Here is an 18,214-nt window from a genome sequence, read left to right as displayed (position 1 = left end):
GAAAGAGTCATGTTTATAGTCAATAGTTATACACTAGCCATTATCTTTTGCTTCATAACCATGATATGTTGGGGTTCCTGGGGTAACACCCAGAAACTGGCCAGCAAGAACTGGCGTTATGAGCTTTATTACTGGGATTATACAATCGGTATCTTATTATTTGCCTTACTTCTCGTTTTCACACTCGGAAGTTTCGGAGATTCGGGGAGAGGTTTTCTGGAAGATATCCGGCAAGTAGATACCAGATACATAGTCAGTGCCTTGATCGGAGGAATTATTTTCAATGCTTCCAACATCTTACTTTCAGCTTCGGTCTCCATAGCCGGAATGGCAGTTGCTTTTCCGTTGGGCGTAGGACTTGCCTTGGTCCTAGGTGTGTTCATCAACTATTTCAGCACTCCTAAAGGAGATCCGTTCTGGTTGTTTACTGGAGTAATCTTGATTGTTATCGCTATCATCTGCAACGGAATAGCGGCAGGCAGACAACAAAAAAAGGGAAATAATAATAGCAAGAAAGGGATTATTCTTGCGGCTATTGCCGGCATACTTATGTCTTTCTTCTACCGTTTTGTGGCTGCTGCCATGGACCTTAACAATTTTGACTCTCCGACTCCGGGCATGGCTACTCCATACACCGCTTTCTTTATATTCTCAATCGGTATCTTCCTGAGCAACTTCCTATTCAATACAGTTGTTATGAAACGCCCGTTTGTAGGAACTCCTGTAAGCTATAAAGAATATTTTGCAGGAAAAGCAAGCACACATCTGGTAGGTATCCTCGGAGGATGTATATGGGGATTGGGAACTGCTTTAAGCTATATAGCCGCAGGAAAAGCGGGAGCTGCCATCTCCTACGCTCTCGGTCAGGGAGCACCTATGATTGCCGCCTTATGGGGTGTATTTATCTGGAAAGAGTTCACCGGTAGTTCCAAATCAACCGACAGACTTTTAGGAATCATGTTTATTCTGTTCATCACAGGATTATCATTCATCGTTTTATCCGGAGGAAACTAATTATGAAAATGAACCATATTCTTTTCCTACTAACAGCAGCCTTCTGTTTTCCTTCAATAACAGTTGCCAAAATAATTGAGGCCAGTTCGCCGGACAAGAAAAATGTGATAACTATCGAGACTGACAATCAGGTCAGTTACAGCTTATCCCGGAATGGAACAAAGATTCTTGATACTTGCCCGCTCTCACTTACAGTCGGAAACGACACTTGGGGAACAGACAAATGTAGAAAGATAACTCGTAAAAGCGTTTCGGAAAAAGTGGAATTTATTGTGCCGCGTAAATATAAAGAGGCAGTGGATAATTATAACCAGGTTGAGCTTATTTACAAAGACTATAAGATCGAATTCAGAGTCTATAATGACGGAGTGGCCTATCGTTTCGTAAGTACTGTAAACAATAAACAGCCTGTGAAGAAAGAGTCGGTATCTTTCCGCTTCGGACAGGATCATACCTCGTACACTCTTTTAACCGACCAGCTACAAAACTGGTTTGAGCAGGATTATACGGTAAAGCCGATCAATGCATTACCCAAAGACAGTTTCTCTGTAGCGCCTGTAATGGTCGAAGTAGACAAATACAAAGTATTATTAGCAGAAGCCAATCTCTATAATTATCCGGGAATGTACTTACAACCCGCCCTAGAATCCTTCCATGGCATTTTTGCCAATTATCCGGATAAGGAAGTGCCATACGAAGGGGATAATAAAATCTATGCCTCCACACGCAAAGACTATCTTATTCCCACCTGCGGGAAACGGGTCTTTCCATGGCGGGTGACCGGTATCTTCGACAATGCTTCTTCCATATTACAAAGCGAGCTTATATATTTACTCTCCGAGGAGAAAGAACAAGCCGCCGACTATACATGGGTTAAACCCGGTAAAGTATTATGGGACTGGTGGAATGACCGTAATATCTATCATATAAATTTCAAAAGTGGCATTAATACCGATACATATCTCTATCTGGTAGACTATGCAGCCAAACATCACATCGAATATGTCCTGATCGACGAAGGCTGGTCGGCACGTAACGATCTGTTAACCCTCAATCCCGATGTTGACATTCCGCGTATCTGTGAATATGCAACAAAAAAAGGAGTAGGTATCCAGTTATGGTCGAAATGGGTAAACATCATGCGACAAATGGATGAGGCTTTTGCACAATTCAGCAAATGGGGAGTGAAGGGAGTCAAAATAGACTTTATGGACCGTAATGATGCCAAAATGGTTAACTTCTACGAACAAGTAGCTATTAAAGCCACTCAATACAAATTATTAGTAGACTTTCACGGTTCTTACCCCAACGAGGGCATGAGACGCAAATACCCGAATCTGATGACACGCGAAGGAGTAATAGGACTGGAGTATAACAAATGGAGCAAAAGAGCCACGGTTACACATGATGTAATCATCCCTTATCTGCGTATGTGGGTAGGCCCAATGGACTATACTCCCGGAGCTATGCTTAACGCACATCCGGAAACATTCTATGAAAATCAACATGAACCGATGAGTCAGGGCACACGTAGCCACCAGTTAGCCATGTATGTAGTCTACGAAAGCCCGTTGCAAATGATTTCGGACAGTCCTACTAAATATGACAAGAATCTCCGGAGTTTTGAATTTATCAAAAGTATTCCTACAACCTGGGATGAGACAGTCCCTTTGGAGGGAGAAGTGGGCGAATATATCGCTCTTGCACGCCGGCATGACGATACATGGTATATCGGAGTAATCAACGGAGCTACCCCACGGCATATTGAGATTGATTTATCATTCATAGGAAATGGACCGAAGAAAATAAAAGCACATATAGATGGAGTAAATGCCGGCCAACAGGCGAAAGACTCCCAAATAATAGAACAAGTTATCAAGGACAACGAAAAACTGCCCATAGATATGAGCAGAGGAGGAGGATATACAGGTATTATTCATATAGAGAAGTAACATTTTACGGTTACTCAACAAAGCAGGCTGCCTCTTTATATCGAGACAGCCTGCCTTTATTTTATTCCCAATCGTTTCAGACGGTAATATCCAGTAAAATCTTTCCTTTTGCGTTCAGAACTTTCACTCTCAGTTCGTCTTTTTTCTTTTCCAGAATCATCACCGTAGCGCCATCCATTTTATATCCGCCACCGATAATAACCGGATAATTGTTGCCCAGCTCACCTTTCGGATGATAAGCATATTTATGAGTATGTGCATTCAGACTGATATTGAAAGGTGCTTTCTCCAATAGTTTGGTCCACAGATTTGCACAAAGGTTCTTTCCGTCATTTCCATAAAGAGGAATATGATGAATAAGGACACGTTTCCCGGCTTTCTTGAATTCTTTGGAAGACAACTCCTTTTTCAGGAAATCAACTTGTTCATTACGTAACTGGGTAAAATCATTCAAACCGTAATACACCCAATGGTCATCCGGTTTGTCTTCCCCACAGTCCAGCATAACGATACGGGTATCCCCCCAATTGAAAGAGCCGTAAGTCCTGTCCCCTACGTAGTCGTAGTGGTCGCGCAAACCGATAGAATAGGCATTGCGGATTTCATGGTTGCCACGCATAAAGAAAGTCGGTATACGGTCGCCACACACTCCTTCTGTCAGTTCACTGATAAAACTGGTTGCTTGATTATGGTCCACCGGGTCGTCTACACAGTCACCATTGAAGACAACGAAGTCATAATTGACATTCTTGATTTGCTGACACAAAGCTCGGAAGGTTTGTGTATGCTGATGCAGGTCATTAAAGACAACGGCAGTAAAAGAGTCTGTATCCGTTGCCGGAAGTGTAAACTCACTGAAGGCCGACTGCGCCGTATTGCCGAACACCTTTTTATACGCCTGATAAAGCAGAATTTCTTGTGAGCATACACGGTAATAATATTTCTGACCGGGTTGCAGGCCGTCTATACGTATTTTGTGCAAGTAGTTATTGCAAACCACCTGTCCGTCGACAATCGTACGTGCACGTTTCAGTTGGGTAGTGTCCGTTCCATATTCCACCCAGCAATAAGCAGGAACGGTGGTTTCCCACATCACTGTAATACCGTTGCCTACCGGATTCTGCAAGTAAGGTTTCATGCGGAATATCTTATCCGCCTTTTCGGCAGTACGGAGTTCCACCAATATAGGACGATGATCGGAAGCCATCGGTTCATTTATGACTTTTGCAGATATCACAGCAAATCCTTTCGCATTCTGCTTTAGCGTAGCAATGTAATCTATCGTCTCTTTAGGATCAGGCGCAGGGAATGTATGCTGTTTCGGATTAGAGAGTATCTGAAAATCCTTTTGCAGTTTTTTGATAAAGCCGGATTCCGGTTCAGCATTCATGTCACCGGCCAGAAAGAGAGGCTTGGTAGAGGAGGAAGTGAAAGCCTTCACCAGCTCTAATGATTTCATACGGTCTTCTTCGGTCAGCGACATGTGAGTGCAGCAATAGATATAATCGGCAAATTCCGCCAGAATCAATGTACGCGCTTCTTCCCTTCTCGGCAAAGGTAAGGTCTGCAAACGAAGCAGGACTTGTTTCGTCAACAGTCCGATCCCATATTTTCCTCCGTCATAGTCTATTGCAGGTGCAAAATAACCATGCATTTGAGTACGTTCGGCAATTTCGCCCAACACATACTTCTGCCCGCTTCGGTTTGTCATGCTGTCAACTTCCTGTATAGCCACCACATCCGGGGATGTATTGTTTATAACATTCGCTATACGCTGGAAATTACATACATTATCCATACCGTTTGCATTCTTGATATTGTAGCTCATCAGTTTCAACGTATTCTGAGCTTGTGCCGAAAAAATAAATAGAGCGGCAAAAATGAATAAAAGATTCTTTTTCATGTTTCTCATTGGGGGTTAATTAAATGAGCCTCAAAGGTAATAAAAAAATAAAAGCTACAAAGGCATGAACGATACCTTTGTAGCTTTTATTTTTAGTTCCGGTTCTATCAAATAACGCCGCGTACTCTGTCATCAAAGGCGGAAAGTGCAGCTTTCGCCCCTTCTCCCATAGAGATAATGATTTGCTTATAAGGCACGGTGGAAACATCTCCGGCTGCATAGATTCCGGTCACGTTGGTGCGACAATGTGCGTCAATCACAATTTCACCCGGACGATTGGTTTCCACCACTTCGCGGAATGCGCTACTATTGGCAGAAAGACCGATTTGTACAAACACTCCGTCAAGTTCCACCAGACGTTCTTCTTCCGTTTTGCGGTCTTTGATACGCAAAGCAGTCAGTTTGTCGCCGTTTCCTACCACCTCGGTAGTTTGTGAGCTGACAAATACTTCTACGTTCGGTAATGTTTTAAGGCGTTCCTGAAGTACATTATCCGCTTTCAGTTCATCCATAAATTCAAAGACAGTTACTTTAGAACAAATACCTGCCAAGTCGATAGCCGCCTCGATTCCGGAATTTCCTCCGCCAACTACCGCTACGTGCTTTCCTTTGTAGAACGGGCCGTCACAGTGAGGACAGAAAGCAACACCGCGACCGATATACTCCGCTTCTCCCGGAACGTTCAGCCTACGCCAGCTTGCACCGGTCGCAATAATCAATGCAGGAGCCAGAAACTTTTCACCGACAGAAGTCGTCACCAGTTTCTGCTTTCCCAGTATTTCCACTTTCTCTATCTTACGATGTTCCAACAGATCGACCGGATAACGCAGCAAGTGAGTTTTCAGGTTATCTGCCAGTTCGCTGCCCGTTGTTTCAGGAACAGAGATTAGGTTTTCGATGCCGACAGTCTCTTTCACTTGCCCACCGACACGTTCGGCTACAATAGCTACACGCAATCCTTTACGGGCAGAATAGATAGCAGCCGACACTCCCGCAGGGCCTCCACCGGCAACAATCACATCATATTCTTTCACCTCAGCCACCGCTTTGGTTTCATCAATTCCATATTGTTCTTCCAATTTTGCAAGCAGCTCGCCGAATTCGCCACGGCCTACATGGAGCAATTTGCCGTCAGCAAACACGGAAGGCACTCCCTGTATCTTCAATGCATCTACTTCGTCCTGGTAGAGCGCACCATCCACCATTTCATGCGTAATGGAAGAATTGAGTGTTGTCATCGCATTCAAAGCCTGTACAACATCAGGGCAGTTCGTACAAGTCAGCGAAACGTAGGTAACCAGATGTATCGGGCCTTTCAGTGCTTTCACCCGATTGCAGACAGCCTCATCGGGGAAGTTCTTCCCTTTGCCGTCCAAATTCAGTATAGCCAACAATAGCGAAGTAAACTCGTGCCCGTTGGGGATTCCCCGGAAAGTGATTCCAGTACGGTCACCGTTCTTCAATAAAGCAAATTTCAGTCTGCTTCCTTCATTCACTACACAAGTGATGTGGTCGGAGCAGTCTGCTACGTCTCCTAGCAGTTCAACCAGTTCAGTTCTGTTTTCATGACTGGATGATACCGATATATCAAAAGTAAAATTCGCCTCCAGTCCGGCAAAAATACCCTTCAGTTGTTCTTTTAATGCAGATTCTAACATATACCTTTTTCTCCTTCTATTTTTTTGAAAAGAAAGGCCGGCAGCGTCTCCCGTTACCGGCCCTTCATAATCATCATTATCAAGATCTATCAAATCTTACCTACCAGGTCGATGCTCGGTTTCAGGGTAGATTCACCCTTCTTCCACTTGGCCGGACAAACTTCTCCGTCGTGAGTCGCTACAAACTGAGCAGCTTCCACCTTACGAAGCAATTCGCTCGCATCACGGCCAATATTGTTATCATTCAATTCCACCACTTTAATCTTTCCTTCCGGATTGACAACGAATGTACCACGGTATGCCATACCTTCTTCTTCGATATATACTCCGAGTGCACGGCACAGAGCACCTGTCGGGTCTGCCAACATCGGATATTGAATCTTACGGATACTTTCAGAAGCATCATGCCAAGCTTTATGTACGAAGTGCGAGTCAGTACTTACCGAGTAGATTTCTACGCCCATTGCTTTGAACTGGTCGTACTTTTCAGCCATATCCACCAATTCAGTAGGACATACGAAAGTAAAGTCGGCAGGATAGAAGAACAGAATCGCCCATTTACCTTTCAGTTCATTGTTGGTTACAGTCTTGAAAGCTCCGTTTTGAAAAGCCTGAACACTGAATTCAGGAAGCTGAGAATTTAAAATTGGTTCCATAATCTTTATTACTTTTATTGTTATTAATTGATTTGACTTATAACATCAGAAACTTCGTTTTGTTTCTTGTTTCTGATGCAAAGATAAAGGCGGAAGACCCGCCCTTGCAAAAAAAGTCCAATCGAATAATTCTATGCGGCGATAGATGAAACCGATAAGTCCGCTAAAAGTCCTATTTTTAAGATTCCCATCACAACCGGGACTGTCAAATTCTCACTAAGAGAAGAAATCGTGCATAAAGCAACGCATATATATACTATATCCAGCCTTTTTATGCATATAAACAAGACAAATATGCAAGAAACAACCGTTTCCCGACTTGTTTCCCGGTGAGATACAAAATGTTTCAAGGTGCGAAACAATCTGGACACGATAAAGAAGGATTTTAGACACCTATTTGAAGCACTATTTATTCTAGTTGGCATAAGGGCAAGAAGCAACTGATATTATCATTTTCAAACAGGATCATTAATATCTTCTTCCACACACACCACTAATCAGCAAAAGAGTGACACATTAACAGGGAATAGCCCAATATGATAACATTCGCAAACTCACTAATGCTAAATCCTTCGAGTTTTTCCCTTCAGGCCTACGCCGAGCCGTATATTTCAGAAAATAGAATGATTGAATATACAATCCTTCATATCCGGTCTTTTTCCGGACTATTTATAAATAAGCAGTACTCTCCCCTAATTTTAAGGCGTACGGAGATAATTTAAAAGAGAAGTTTGTAATTTGGTCAAGAGAAAAGTACTATAAGTCAAAGCCCGAATATTATAAATCGCTTTATTTGCATCACCATTTAAGTCTATTTGTATTCATTCTTATTATAAACTTTAATATCTGCACTATGAAGAGAAAGGTACTATTAAGCACATTGTTCCTAATGCTCCACATGACGGTAGTATTAGCACAGCAAGTAACTATTTCAGGGCAAGTGTTGGATGAGAAGAGCGAACCTCTGATCGGTGCTACGGTAAATATCGAAGGCACTACCAACGCCGTAATTACAGATTTAGAAGGAAAGTTCACTCTAAAAGCACTTCCTTCCGAAAAGATTGTCATCAGTTATCTGGGATATAAACCCAAGACAGTAGCTATCGGCAAGAACCGCAAGTTTAATATAACGCTGGATCCGTCAGTAACAGAAATGGACGAGGTAGTAGTCGTAGGCTACGGTAGCCAGAGAAAAAGCGACATTGCAACCGCTGTTGCGTCAGTTAATATAAAAGATATTGCCAAAAGCAGTTCGGCGCAAACCCTGCAAGCACTACAAGGCAAAATCAGCGGTGTGCAGATTATCCCGACAGACGGTTCGTTATCGAGCGGAATGACCTTCAGAATCAGAGGTGTCAACTCTATCACAGGCGGAACCCAACCTCTGTTTGTCATCGACGGTGTCCCCATGCCTACTCAACAGATCACCAATGAAGATTCCGAAACGGTGAATAATCCATTGTTAGGATTGAACCCGAACGACATCGAATCCATGGAGATTCTGAAAGACGCAGCGGCGGCAGCTATTTATGGTGCCAAAGGAGCCAATGGCGTTGTCATCATCACCACCAAACGGGGAGCAGCCTCTACCAAACCTAAATTCTCGTTCAGTCTGACAGGAGGTCTGGATATGAATCCAAATATTCCGTTGGAAGTATTATCTCCGGAAGAGTACGCAAAGAAGATGCTTGATTACGGAACATACGATAGTCCGAACCTCATCAATTTCTGGCAAAACGTGATTGACAACAAAGGTTGGAACAACCCGTCCGTACACAATTGGATGGATGAAATTACCCGGACAGCGAAAAAATACGAAGCAAACGCAAGTATATCCGGAGGAACCAAAGGAACAACCTATATGCTCTCACTCGGATATCTGAATAATACGGGAATTATCAAACGGTCTGCATTCGACCGTTTCACCTCACGCCTGAACTTGAATCAGGAGGTCAATTCCCAAATCGATATCGGTATTAATCTGTCTTACTCTACCTCTAAAGACAAGAATCCGGTCAGCGACTGGTCACAGTCGGGAGTCATTCTCAATGCCTTGCAGATTTCTCCTTTCCTGTTTTATCCGGGACTGGCAGATATCATGAATTACAGTAACGTGAACATAATGAGCCCTCTGGTAGCAGTCGATCAGGTCAATATCAACAATCGGTATAGTGAGCTCAATGGTAATATCTACTTCAACTATAAGATATTGAAAGACCTCACGTTCAGTACCAGCGCCTCTTATCGCCAGTATTCCATGGATCAGGACAAGCTCTGGGGTTCGGATACCTGGTACGGGCAATCGGAAAGGGGACGCATGGAAATCAGCAACCAGGAAGAAAACAGTTGGGTATATGAAGCACGGCTGCAATATGCGAAAAGCATAAAGAAGCATTCTTTCTCACTAATGGGAGCTTTTGAGGCCAGCAAATGGTCGATGAAAGATGTCTACAACAAATCAACAAACTTCGAAGACATGGCCGTCGGTATATGGGGAATAGACAAGGGGCTGGTCACTTACGCTCCCAAATACACGTATGACAGCAATCAAATGGTATCGTTTATCAGTAGGGGAACCTATACTTTCGACAATAAATATGTATTAAATGCCTCTTTGCGTGTCGACGGCTCCTCCAAGTTCGGAGCCAATAACAAATACGGCTATTTCCCTGCTGTCAGTGTCGCATGGCGCGCTTCTGAAGAAGAATTCATCAAGAAGTTTGATTTCATATCCAACCTGAGGGTACGCACCAGCTTCGGTATGACGGGTAATAATCAGATTCCCTCTTATCAATCTTTATCCCAGTTGGAAAACAATAAGGTGGTAATGCACGGAAGCACGGTGGAAATCGGGCGTTATCCTTCCAACGTAACGAATGACGACCTGAAATGGGAAAGCCAGAAACAGTACAACATCGGATTTGATTTCGGCGTATTGGATAACCGTTTCTCTATTACGGCAGACTTTTACTACAAAAGGATTGACGATATGTTACTGCAAGTAAACATTCCTTCTACTTCCGGCTATACCAAAGCCTGGAAAAATGCAGGTTCAATGGAGAACAAGGGTATGGAGTTCGCCATTAACGCGAACTGGTTTAAAGGCGCTTTCAATTGGTCGACGGACTTCAATATCTCCTTCTACAAGAACAAAATCCTGTCACTGGACAAGGGACAATACCAGCAATTCTACGACAGAGGGATTAATGCCAAAATTACCAGTGATGTCCTGCTCAGAGTAGGAATGCCGGTAGGTATCTATTACGGCTATATCAGCGACGGAACTTACAACAATGATACCGAAGTCATCAACGGATACCCCGGCCCTAACCTCGGATTGGGACAACTCAAAGTTGTCGATGTCAATAAAGACGGTGTTATCGACTCGAACGACCGTACACCGATTGCGGATGTCAACCCCAAACATACAGGAGGAATCGGGAATACATTCTCTTATAAAGGTTTCGACTTGTATGCCTTCTTCCGCTGGTCATACGGCAACGACGTAGTAAACGGCAACGCCTACTATCTCGTAGGAACGACTAGTATCAACAACGTCTTGAAGAGTGTCTACAAAGATGTATGGTCTGCCAACACCCCCACTAATAATTATCCTTTGTACGGCCGAGGAACCTGGGGAGAAAGCGTACTTAGAAGTGATCTGGTAGAAGACGGTTCATTCTTACGTCTGCAAACCCTGACCCTGGGCTATACCTTCCCCGCCAAGTTAACCGGCAAAATGGGACTCTCCAAAATGCGCATAGCACTGACCGGAACGAACTTATGGCTCTGGACCCGTTACTCCGGCTTCGACCCCGAGGCAAATACTGGTTACGGAACAGTAGCCCGTCTGGCTCCCGGACTCGACATGAGCCCGTACCCGAGACCACGCTCCTTCTCGCTTTCAATCGAACTAGGGTTTTAATCATAAAAGAACAAGGACATGAATAAGTTTAACATATTAATTGCAATGCTTGTATGCCTGAACATTTGTGGCTGCTCCGATTTTCTGGAAGAAGACCCCAAAGGCAAGCTGACAACTGACAATTTCTACAACAGTGAATCCGATGCGCGGCAAGCCATTAATGGTGTTTACCGCAGATTATCCGATTCGTGGGTGACGGGATACAATATAAAGCAAATCCCCAACGACTTGCTGAAACGCGCAAGCTGGGACGAAGCAAGCGGACTGAGTAACTTTACATACGGTTCTGAGAACACATATATCGCCGGTATGTGGCAAAATCACTATGCAGTGATAAAAGACTGCAATTCTGTGATAGACAACGTGACTACCAACAAAGAGAAAATCAACAACTGGGAAAGATATGTCGGACAGGCACATGGCATCCGTGCTTTCCTGTATTTCGACCTTGTCAGGTGGTTTGGTGATGTGCCGCTGGTATTGACCGATACCAAATCTCTTGACGGACTGGAGGTGACACGCACTCCGCAGAAAGAAGTGTTCCGGCAAATCATAGAGGATTTCGAATACTGTATCAGTCACACAATGGATAAGGGTGACACTTCAAAAGGCTATCAATACGGCAGATTGACCAAAGACGCCTGCCATGGTTTTCTGGCTAAAGTATATTTATGGCTGGGTAGCGTAGCACAACGGGACGGGAAAGAAATACTAGGCAATGCAGCCGACAATTTCGAGAAGTCACTTGAACATTCAAGTGCTGTTATTCAGGGCGGACGTTACAAACTGGTGGACTATTATCCGGATGTATTCAATGCCAAGACCCGGGACAAGGCACCGGATGAAGTTTTGTGGTGTGTTCAGGGATTGACAGGTGACGATACGGGAACATGGACAGGCATGATGTTCGGTATCAGAGGCAACCAAAATCTCGGAGGTTCGTGGGATAACATCTCAAGTTCGGACTACCACCGCATGATGTATGAACCGAGCGACTCTATCCGCCGTTTATGGAACTGCCCGCGAATGACCATACAAGATGACGGAACGTTATGGGGCTGGGACTACAAGATGTATTGGGACACAAGGGGCGACCAGAAGCTGAGCGAGGCCACGGAAAACAATAACTGGCTTCAATGGAGTATCGGCAAATTCAGACGATATCCGTTGGCAGACCCTTCATCATACAATTACACCAACTTCGGTATGGATGAACCTCTGCTCCGCTATGCGGACGTATTACTGATGTACGCGGAAGCATACAACGAAGTCAACCACGGTCCCGGCGACTACCGACCTTCTTCAGGAATGGACATGAGCGGAATCTCCATACAGTCTGCTTACGACGCTGTCAACCTTGTGCGCAAACGTTCGCGAATCGCCAACGAAGGCATTATGCACCAGGATGTACTGCCCCGTAAATTAATTACCGACTATGCTACCGAAGTAGACGAATGTGTACCCGACTGGAAACCCGGAGCATACGGTTATATCTACGACGGAGTGAGAACTGCCTGGGAGTATAACAGATACGGCGATGATTATACAGCCTTCAGAACTGAAATACTTAACGAACGGGCACGCGAACTAGTAGCCGAGTCGACTGACAGGTGGTGCGACCTCGTCCGCCGTGGCATCCTGGTAAAGCAGATGCAGGCATGGCGGCAATACAACCCGTTCATCAGTAATACGGAACGGGAAATCACAACTCCCGGAGCTCCGGAGAATATCCAATCCCGCAATATGTTATTGCCCGTGCCTTTGAGTGAAATAGATGTGAACAAGAACCTGACTCAGAACCCGGGATATTAATCTTTTGTGTCAACTTAAAACGATAAGAGAATGAAAACAACCTATACTAAATTCATACTTCTGCTCGCAGCAACTACATTTATTGCGTGCAATGAAGAGGAAGCCCCCAGCTTACATATCTCCGCCAGTGCAGACAAGACAGAGGTAAAGGTAGGAGAACCCGTTACATTCAGTATCCGGCATAATGCAATGGCCGTATCCATTTACACCGGAGATGACGGGCACGACTACAAGAGCAGTGCCTACTATCTACTGCTAGGAAAAACCAACGATGATTTACAAAACAACAATTATCGCCCTATCGATCCGGAAATTACACCGTATAATTGTAACTTTGCCGATACACCCGCCGGTTCCACTTCCATTACAGACAATCTCGCAGAAGTTGTGAACGCAGGCAGTGGCGATAACCTGATAGGTTCGGAAGCCGAAATCGAGTATGACGAGTCCATTCAGCAGAATGTACTGAAAATCACATCCGTTCATCCCGAATGGTGGTATCAAGCACTCCGCCTGCATACGGACGCCAAGCTGGGAACAAACAAAAAGCTGAATTTACGGATGAGATTCGACAAAGACATCCTGGGAGATGTCAGTTCGGGAGAACAGCGTCCGGACATAACAACCTTTCAGGTAGTCATCCGCCTCGGCGGCATCGGAGTCGGTGAAACGGAGGTTATATTCAGAGATGAAACCGTCTGGGACATATACTGGAATCCCAATACCGCGTTTACAGACTACTCCGTTGATTTGTCGAGTGTTATAGACGCCTGGCAGGGAGCTACGGGAAAAACTATGGGTACATTGTCATACATACAGATCTTATTTACTCCTAGTAATAATGCCGGATATTTAGGCGATTACTACATAGCTTCCGCAAGTTATGGTGATATAGACTATATTCCGTTCTCCACAGGCCAGTCTCTGAACATCAATGACAACTCCGGAATATTGAAATATCAATATACGTATACGCAACCGGGTAATTATCAGGTAGTCGTAATAGGCACCAATACAAGTATGAAAAACTATTCGGATAGCGGGTATAAAGACAATGTAGGAAACAATATTCATGCGAGTGAATATGATTACAACACTCAGTTCTCTACCATTGACATAACCGTTCGTCCATAACACAGACGTTTTTTGCTTATGAGATATTATAAACAAATCATTCTGTCACTTATCGTTCTTTCCTGTGCATTCATAACCGGCAATGCACAGGAAGAACTCCTGTTCCGTCATCTGACCAGAAACGAGGGACTGCTACACGATAACGTGACCTGTATCGTACAAGACTCCTTAGGATATATGTGGTTCGGAAGCCATAGAGGGCTTAATCGATACGACGGATATTCCATTGATTCCTACAAGTACGAAAACGGTATTATAAATTCAGTCTATTATAACAGAGTTTATAGTATTCAGATAGTAGGCCGCTATATCTGGCTGGCTACGGAAGCCGGACTGGCTTGTTTTGATATCAGAACCAAGCAATTTGTCAGTTACCGGACAGAGGCTCAACCCGATCCCGCCTTTTATTCCAAAGTCAGGATGCTCAAGCAGGGCATTGGTAATCAGTTATGGCTCATATCGGATAACCAAATCAGATTGGTAAAGGTTGAATCTTCCGAAAAAGATAACGGGGAACCGGTCATTTCTGCCAGAAAGATAGGAGACGCTTACAATTATATTTCCGACGAGTTGAACCCGAAGGTGGCAACAGACAGCTTGGGAAATGCCTGGATTTCAGGAAAAAGGTATCTGTCCGCCTACAAGGTTGACGCTGAGGGAGAACTGAAGTTTTCCGGCAATATCAATAATAACATAGGTTCGGGAGTCAGGGATATTTGTTATGATAACGGAGATTTATGGATCATCTACCAGGAACATCTGGCTAAATATAAAATCGAAAACGACGGCAGTTATACACTTGCCAAGCAGGTCATGTTCCATACTCCGGGCGGGGTACTGTCCTTATGTGTTGACCCCGAATATGTATGGATAGGAGCAAACGAAGGGCTTTTCCAAGTATGGAAAAGCAATGAGTCCACCTCTGTCATGGAACATAAGCACTCACCGTCCAATCCCTATTCGGTAGGAAGTGACATCAACAATATCTTCCTCGACAGGGACAATAATCTATGGGTATCCGCCTGGACCGCAGGCGTGTCTTATGCCAATACAAGGGCCCGTTTTTTCAAAACAGTCAGATACAGTCCTTTCAGAACGTCCGATACAAGTATCGGTTCCGAATTTATCAGTTCCGTACATTACAGCAAGGATGGCCATGTATATATGGGAAGCAAGTTTGGCGGATTGAGCAGTTTCGATATCAGAACAAAAGAGGTGATATGGGATTATTGTCACCTTCCCCAGTTATTTCCGAGTATCACAAGTATACAGTCGGATAGCAGGAATATCTATGCAGCTGTCAGAGATAATATCGTCATTATCAATAAAAAAACAAGAGAAGTTACCCACTCACTGCGGACAATCAACGGCGGTTATATTTTCTGGCTGGATTTCGACAAGTTCAACCGTTTGTGGGTCACGACGTATGCCGGACTGGAGTGTTTCGAAGAGATCAACGGTCTATGGAAAAACACGATGACCTATACCAGCCGGACACCCGCTCCCTGTAATCTGTCCACCGACTTGCTTCACAACATATATAGCGACACAACTAAAAATGAACTCATTATCACATCGGCAATGGGTATCAACCGTGTCATATTCGATAATGAAGGCAAGGTAGTCCGTATCGTCAAATATCTGGCGAGAGAAAACGACGAGAACAGTTTAAGCAGTAACTACATCTGGCCTATCGACAAGGGAAGTGACTCTACTTACTGGATAGGCACCATGGGCAACGGGCTTAACAAAGTGACACTGATAGACAGGCCCAACGGGATTTATGACTACTCAGCCGAAAGTTACGGGATAGAAGCCGGAGCGACGTCCAACGACATAGAGAGTATCGAAGTCGACAAGTTCGGGCGTGTATGGTGCGGAGGCTTTAATCTGAACTACTTCGACGACGGGATAAAACGCTTCAATGTATTCGACACAAACGATGGCTTACAAAGTTATGTGTTCGGTACTTCCTCTTCCGCCAAGGATGACGAAGGAAACTTATACTTCGGAGGAGCCCACGGCCTGAACTACTTCACTCCTATTGCCGAAACTCCGCATAACACCTCATATCGTGTTTACTTTACCGGTTGCCATATCAACGGAAAACCTGTAGACTCGGACATCGAATTTTCCAACAGTCTTGAACTCAAGTATCCTGATAATAATTTCTCCGTCAACTTCACCTCATTATCTTACAGTAACCAGCACCACATACGCTACCGCTACAAACTGGAAGGATATGATAATGAATGGCGATATATAGAAGCAGGCAAGGAACCAGCCGTAGCTTATCAGAAAATTCCGTTCGGTTCGCATACCTTACTGGTGGAAGCAGGCGACTGGCAAATATGGAGTAATGAACAATATGCATTGCAGATTTACTCCCAACCCCCTTTCTGGATGACTTGGTGGGCTTATACCCTATATATTCTCGCCATTCTGGGACTGTTCTACGTAGGTTTCCGTTACTTCATCAAGTGGACTCAGATGAAGAATACGATTTCCATGCAGAAAGAACAGGAACGACAGAAAGAGGAAATGATGCAAATGAAAATGAGATTCTTCATGGATGTTTCTCATGAGTTCCGGACCCCGCTGACCTTGATAAGCCACGCTATCAATGAGATTGCTGAAGACGAGGACATTTGCACAAACAAATATGTAAATATCATAAAGCATAATACAGGCAAACTGTCGAACATGGTCAACGAACTGCTTGATTTTCACCGGGCAGAAGTGAAGTCCGCCCAACTCAGGACGACCTATACTTCTATTCCTGAATACGTGAGCGATATTTACGAAGAATTCAAAGGCTGGGCGGAAGCCTCCGACATCCATGTGAACTTACAAATTGACAATCCGGAGATCGGGATGTGGATAGACCCGGAGCATTTCGGTAAAATACTGTCGAATATCCTTTCCAACAGTATACGCTATTCTCATGCCGGCAGCGAAATCAACATTCAGGTTGCTAAAGGATACGTGAATGACATTGTTCCCCGCTATAAGGATTCTTTCTGGAATACCAAAGATATGATTCCCGGCGAACAGGCGATAATAAGAGTGAGCGATACAGGGATTGGCATGGAGAAAGCCGTACTGCCTACCATTTTCAAACGTTTTCATCAGGTGCAAAATAATACAGGTAAACAGCATACCGGTTCGGGCATCGGGTTATCTTTGGTCAAATCTCTTATCGAACTCCACCACGGCGGAATTATCATCAGCAGCAAGCCAGATGCAGGAACCGAAGTTATCATAGCCCTGCCGATATCGGACACCTATCTGGCCAAAGAGGAAAAGATAGAAGAAAGTACTTTCGTACTAAAAGACTATTTATCAAACTATGCAGTAGAGTACGAACCATTGGAGATAGAAGAGACCACAGCTATTTATATGGAAGGCAAACCTACGATTCTGCTGGTGGACGACAACCACGAAATACTTATGATATTAAGGGAGTATTTCGTAAAAGACTATAATATCATCATGGCTATTGATGGACAGGAAGCCTTGGACAAATGTAACCGCAGCCTCCCGGACATTATCATTTCAGACGTAATGATGCCCAGAATGAACGGCATAGAACTGTGTGCAACTCTAAAGAAGAACTTACAGACTTGTTTTATTCCTATCATTCTGCTTACTGCAAAATCGCAGGTTGAGGACCAGATTGAAGGGATTGAAATGGGAGCGGATGCATACATCCCCAAACCCTTCAACCCCAGACTTCTCAAAGCAAACGTCCGCAATCTTCTCAATAAAAGTCATCAGATGAGGAATCTGCCTACTGCCAACAACGTCCGGCAGGAGATTCAGGACAAGAAACAAAGAGAAGTGTTCGGCAAACTAGTGGAATTGGTCAATGCCAATCTAACCGACCAGCAATTCTCCGTCGACCACCTCTGCCTCGAACTTGGAATGAACAGGACCAAACTGTATAGCTTTATCAAGTCGACAACCGGAATGTCTTTGGGAAATTACATCCGTAAGATTCGGTTGGACAAGGCAGCAGAATTGTTAAGAACCACCGATATGTCAATCAGTGAAGTCGGTTATGCCGTCGGAATCGAAAGTCCGTCTTATTTCACGAGAACATTTAAAGAGCAATTCGGCAGTTCACCCTCCGAATTTATCAAGCATTAGTCACATTAATA

At 44.2% G+C, this 18,214-nt stretch carries 9 protein-coding genes; 6 read left to right on the top strand and 3 right to left on the bottom strand.

The genetic code is table 11. The annotated features are described in order from the left end of the window. Window positions 1-9 precede the first annotated feature (9 nt). Entirely contained in the window at window positions 10-1,014 is a 1,005-nt protein-coding gene (locus BHV72_RS08760) for a GRP family sugar transporter (protein WP_005675274.1), read from the top strand. A 2-nt stretch (window positions 1,015-1,016) separates the two neighbouring features. After that, the gene (locus BHV72_RS08755; RefSeq protein WP_286855597.1) at window positions 1,017-2,966 is read left to right on the top strand and encodes a glycoside hydrolase family 97 protein; all 1,950 of its coding nucleotides are present in this window, start codon (window positions 1,017-1,019) and stop codon (window positions 2,964-2,966) included. A 76-nt stretch (window positions 2,967-3,042) separates the two neighbouring features. On the opposite strand, the gene BHV72_RS08750 is transcribed toward BHV72_RS08755, so the two are convergent. From BHV72_RS08750 to ahpC, 3 genes are all read right to left on the bottom strand, one after another. Continuing rightward, complete coding sequence (locus tag BHV72_RS08750) at window positions 3,043-4,869, bottom strand: endonuclease/exonuclease/phosphatase family protein (RefSeq protein ID WP_286855596.1); 1,827 nt, start codon at window positions 4,867-4,869, stop codon at window positions 3,043-3,045. A 107-nt stretch (window positions 4,870-4,976) separates the two neighbouring features. Next, window positions 4,977-6,527 (bottom strand): alkyl hydroperoxide reductase subunit F, encoded by a 1,551-nt coding sequence (gene ahpF, locus BHV72_RS08745; protein ID WP_122134603.1) that lies wholly within the window; start codon window positions 6,525-6,527, stop codon window positions 4,977-4,979. 89 nt (window positions 6,528-6,616) lie between these two features. Beyond that, entirely contained in the window at window positions 6,617-7,183 is a 567-nt protein-coding gene (ahpC, locus tag BHV72_RS08740; protein WP_122264181.1) for an alkyl hydroperoxide reductase subunit C, read from the bottom strand. Between the two features lie 853 nt (window positions 7,184-8,036). Here ahpC and BHV72_RS08735 point away from each other — a divergent pair. The 4 genes from BHV72_RS08735 to BHV72_RS08720 are packed head-to-tail and all read left to right on the top strand — an operon-like array spanning window position 8,037 to window position 18,203. Then, window positions 8,037-11,108 carry a SusC/RagA family TonB-linked outer membrane protein gene (locus tag BHV72_RS08735; protein ID WP_286855595.1) on the top strand — a complete coding sequence of 1,024 codons (3,072 nt, stop codon included), beginning with the start codon at window positions 8,037-8,039 and terminating at the stop codon, window positions 11,106-11,108. Between the two features lie 18 nt (window positions 11,109-11,126). Then, a complete protein-coding gene (locus BHV72_RS08730) occupies window positions 11,127-12,920 on the top strand; it encodes a RagB/SusD family nutrient uptake outer membrane protein (protein ID WP_122264179.1) in 1,794 nt (597 codons plus the stop codon). 30 nt (window positions 12,921-12,950) lie between these two features. Continuing rightward, a complete protein-coding gene (locus tag BHV72_RS08725) occupies window positions 12,951-14,054 on the top strand; it encodes a DUF5017 domain-containing protein (protein ID WP_022043277.1) in 1,104 nt (367 codons plus the stop codon). A gap of 18 nt (window positions 14,055-14,072) precedes the next feature. Beyond that, window positions 14,073-18,203, top strand: coding sequence for a response regulator (locus tag BHV72_RS08720; RefSeq protein WP_286855594.1), 4,131 nt, complete (start codon window positions 14,073-14,075; stop codon window positions 18,201-18,203). Window positions 18,204-18,214: the final 11 nt, after the last annotated feature.

The sequence above is a fragment of the Bacteroides sp. 43_46 genome, from assembly GCF_001915455.1.
Classification (GTDB): Bacteria; Bacteroidota; Bacteroidia; order Bacteroidales; family Bacteroidaceae; genus Bacteroides; species Bacteroides caccae.
The sequence above is the reverse complement of the archived record's forward strand: the minus strand, read 5'-3'. Positions and strand labels throughout refer to the sequence as shown.

Excerpts from the sequence above, each read along its gene's own strand:
- BHV72_RS08730 (WP_122264179.1), top strand. The coding sequence starts at position 11,127 with ATGAATAAGTTTAACATATTAATTGCAATGCTTGTATGCCTGAACATT.
- BHV72_RS08750 (WP_286855596.1), bottom strand. The coding sequence starts at position 4,869 with ATGAAAAAGAATCTTTTATTCATTTTTGCCGCTCTATTTATTTTTTCG.
- BHV72_RS08725 (WP_022043277.1), top strand. The coding sequence starts at position 12,951 with ATGAAAACAACCTATACTAAATTCATACTTCTGCTCGCAGCAACTACA.
- BHV72_RS08755 (WP_286855597.1), top strand. The coding sequence starts at position 1,017 with ATGAAAATGAACCATATTCTTTTCCTACTAACAGCAGCCTTCTGTTTT.
- BHV72_RS08760 (WP_005675274.1), top strand. The coding sequence starts at position 10 with ATGTTTATAGTCAATAGTTATACACTAGCCATTATCTTTTGCTTCATA.
- ahpC (WP_122264181.1), bottom strand. The coding sequence starts at position 7,183 with ATGGAACCAATTTTAAATTCTCAGCTTCCTGAATTCAGTGTTCAGGCT.
- ahpF (WP_122134603.1), bottom strand. The coding sequence starts at position 6,527 with ATGTTAGAATCTGCATTAAAAGAACAACTGAAGGGTATTTTTGCCGGA.
- BHV72_RS08735 (WP_286855595.1), top strand. The coding sequence starts at position 8,037 with ATGAAGAGAAAGGTACTATTAAGCACATTGTTCCTAATGCTCCACATG.
- BHV72_RS08720 (WP_286855594.1), top strand. The coding sequence starts at position 14,073 with ATGAGATATTATAAACAAATCATTCTGTCACTTATCGTTCTTTCCTGT.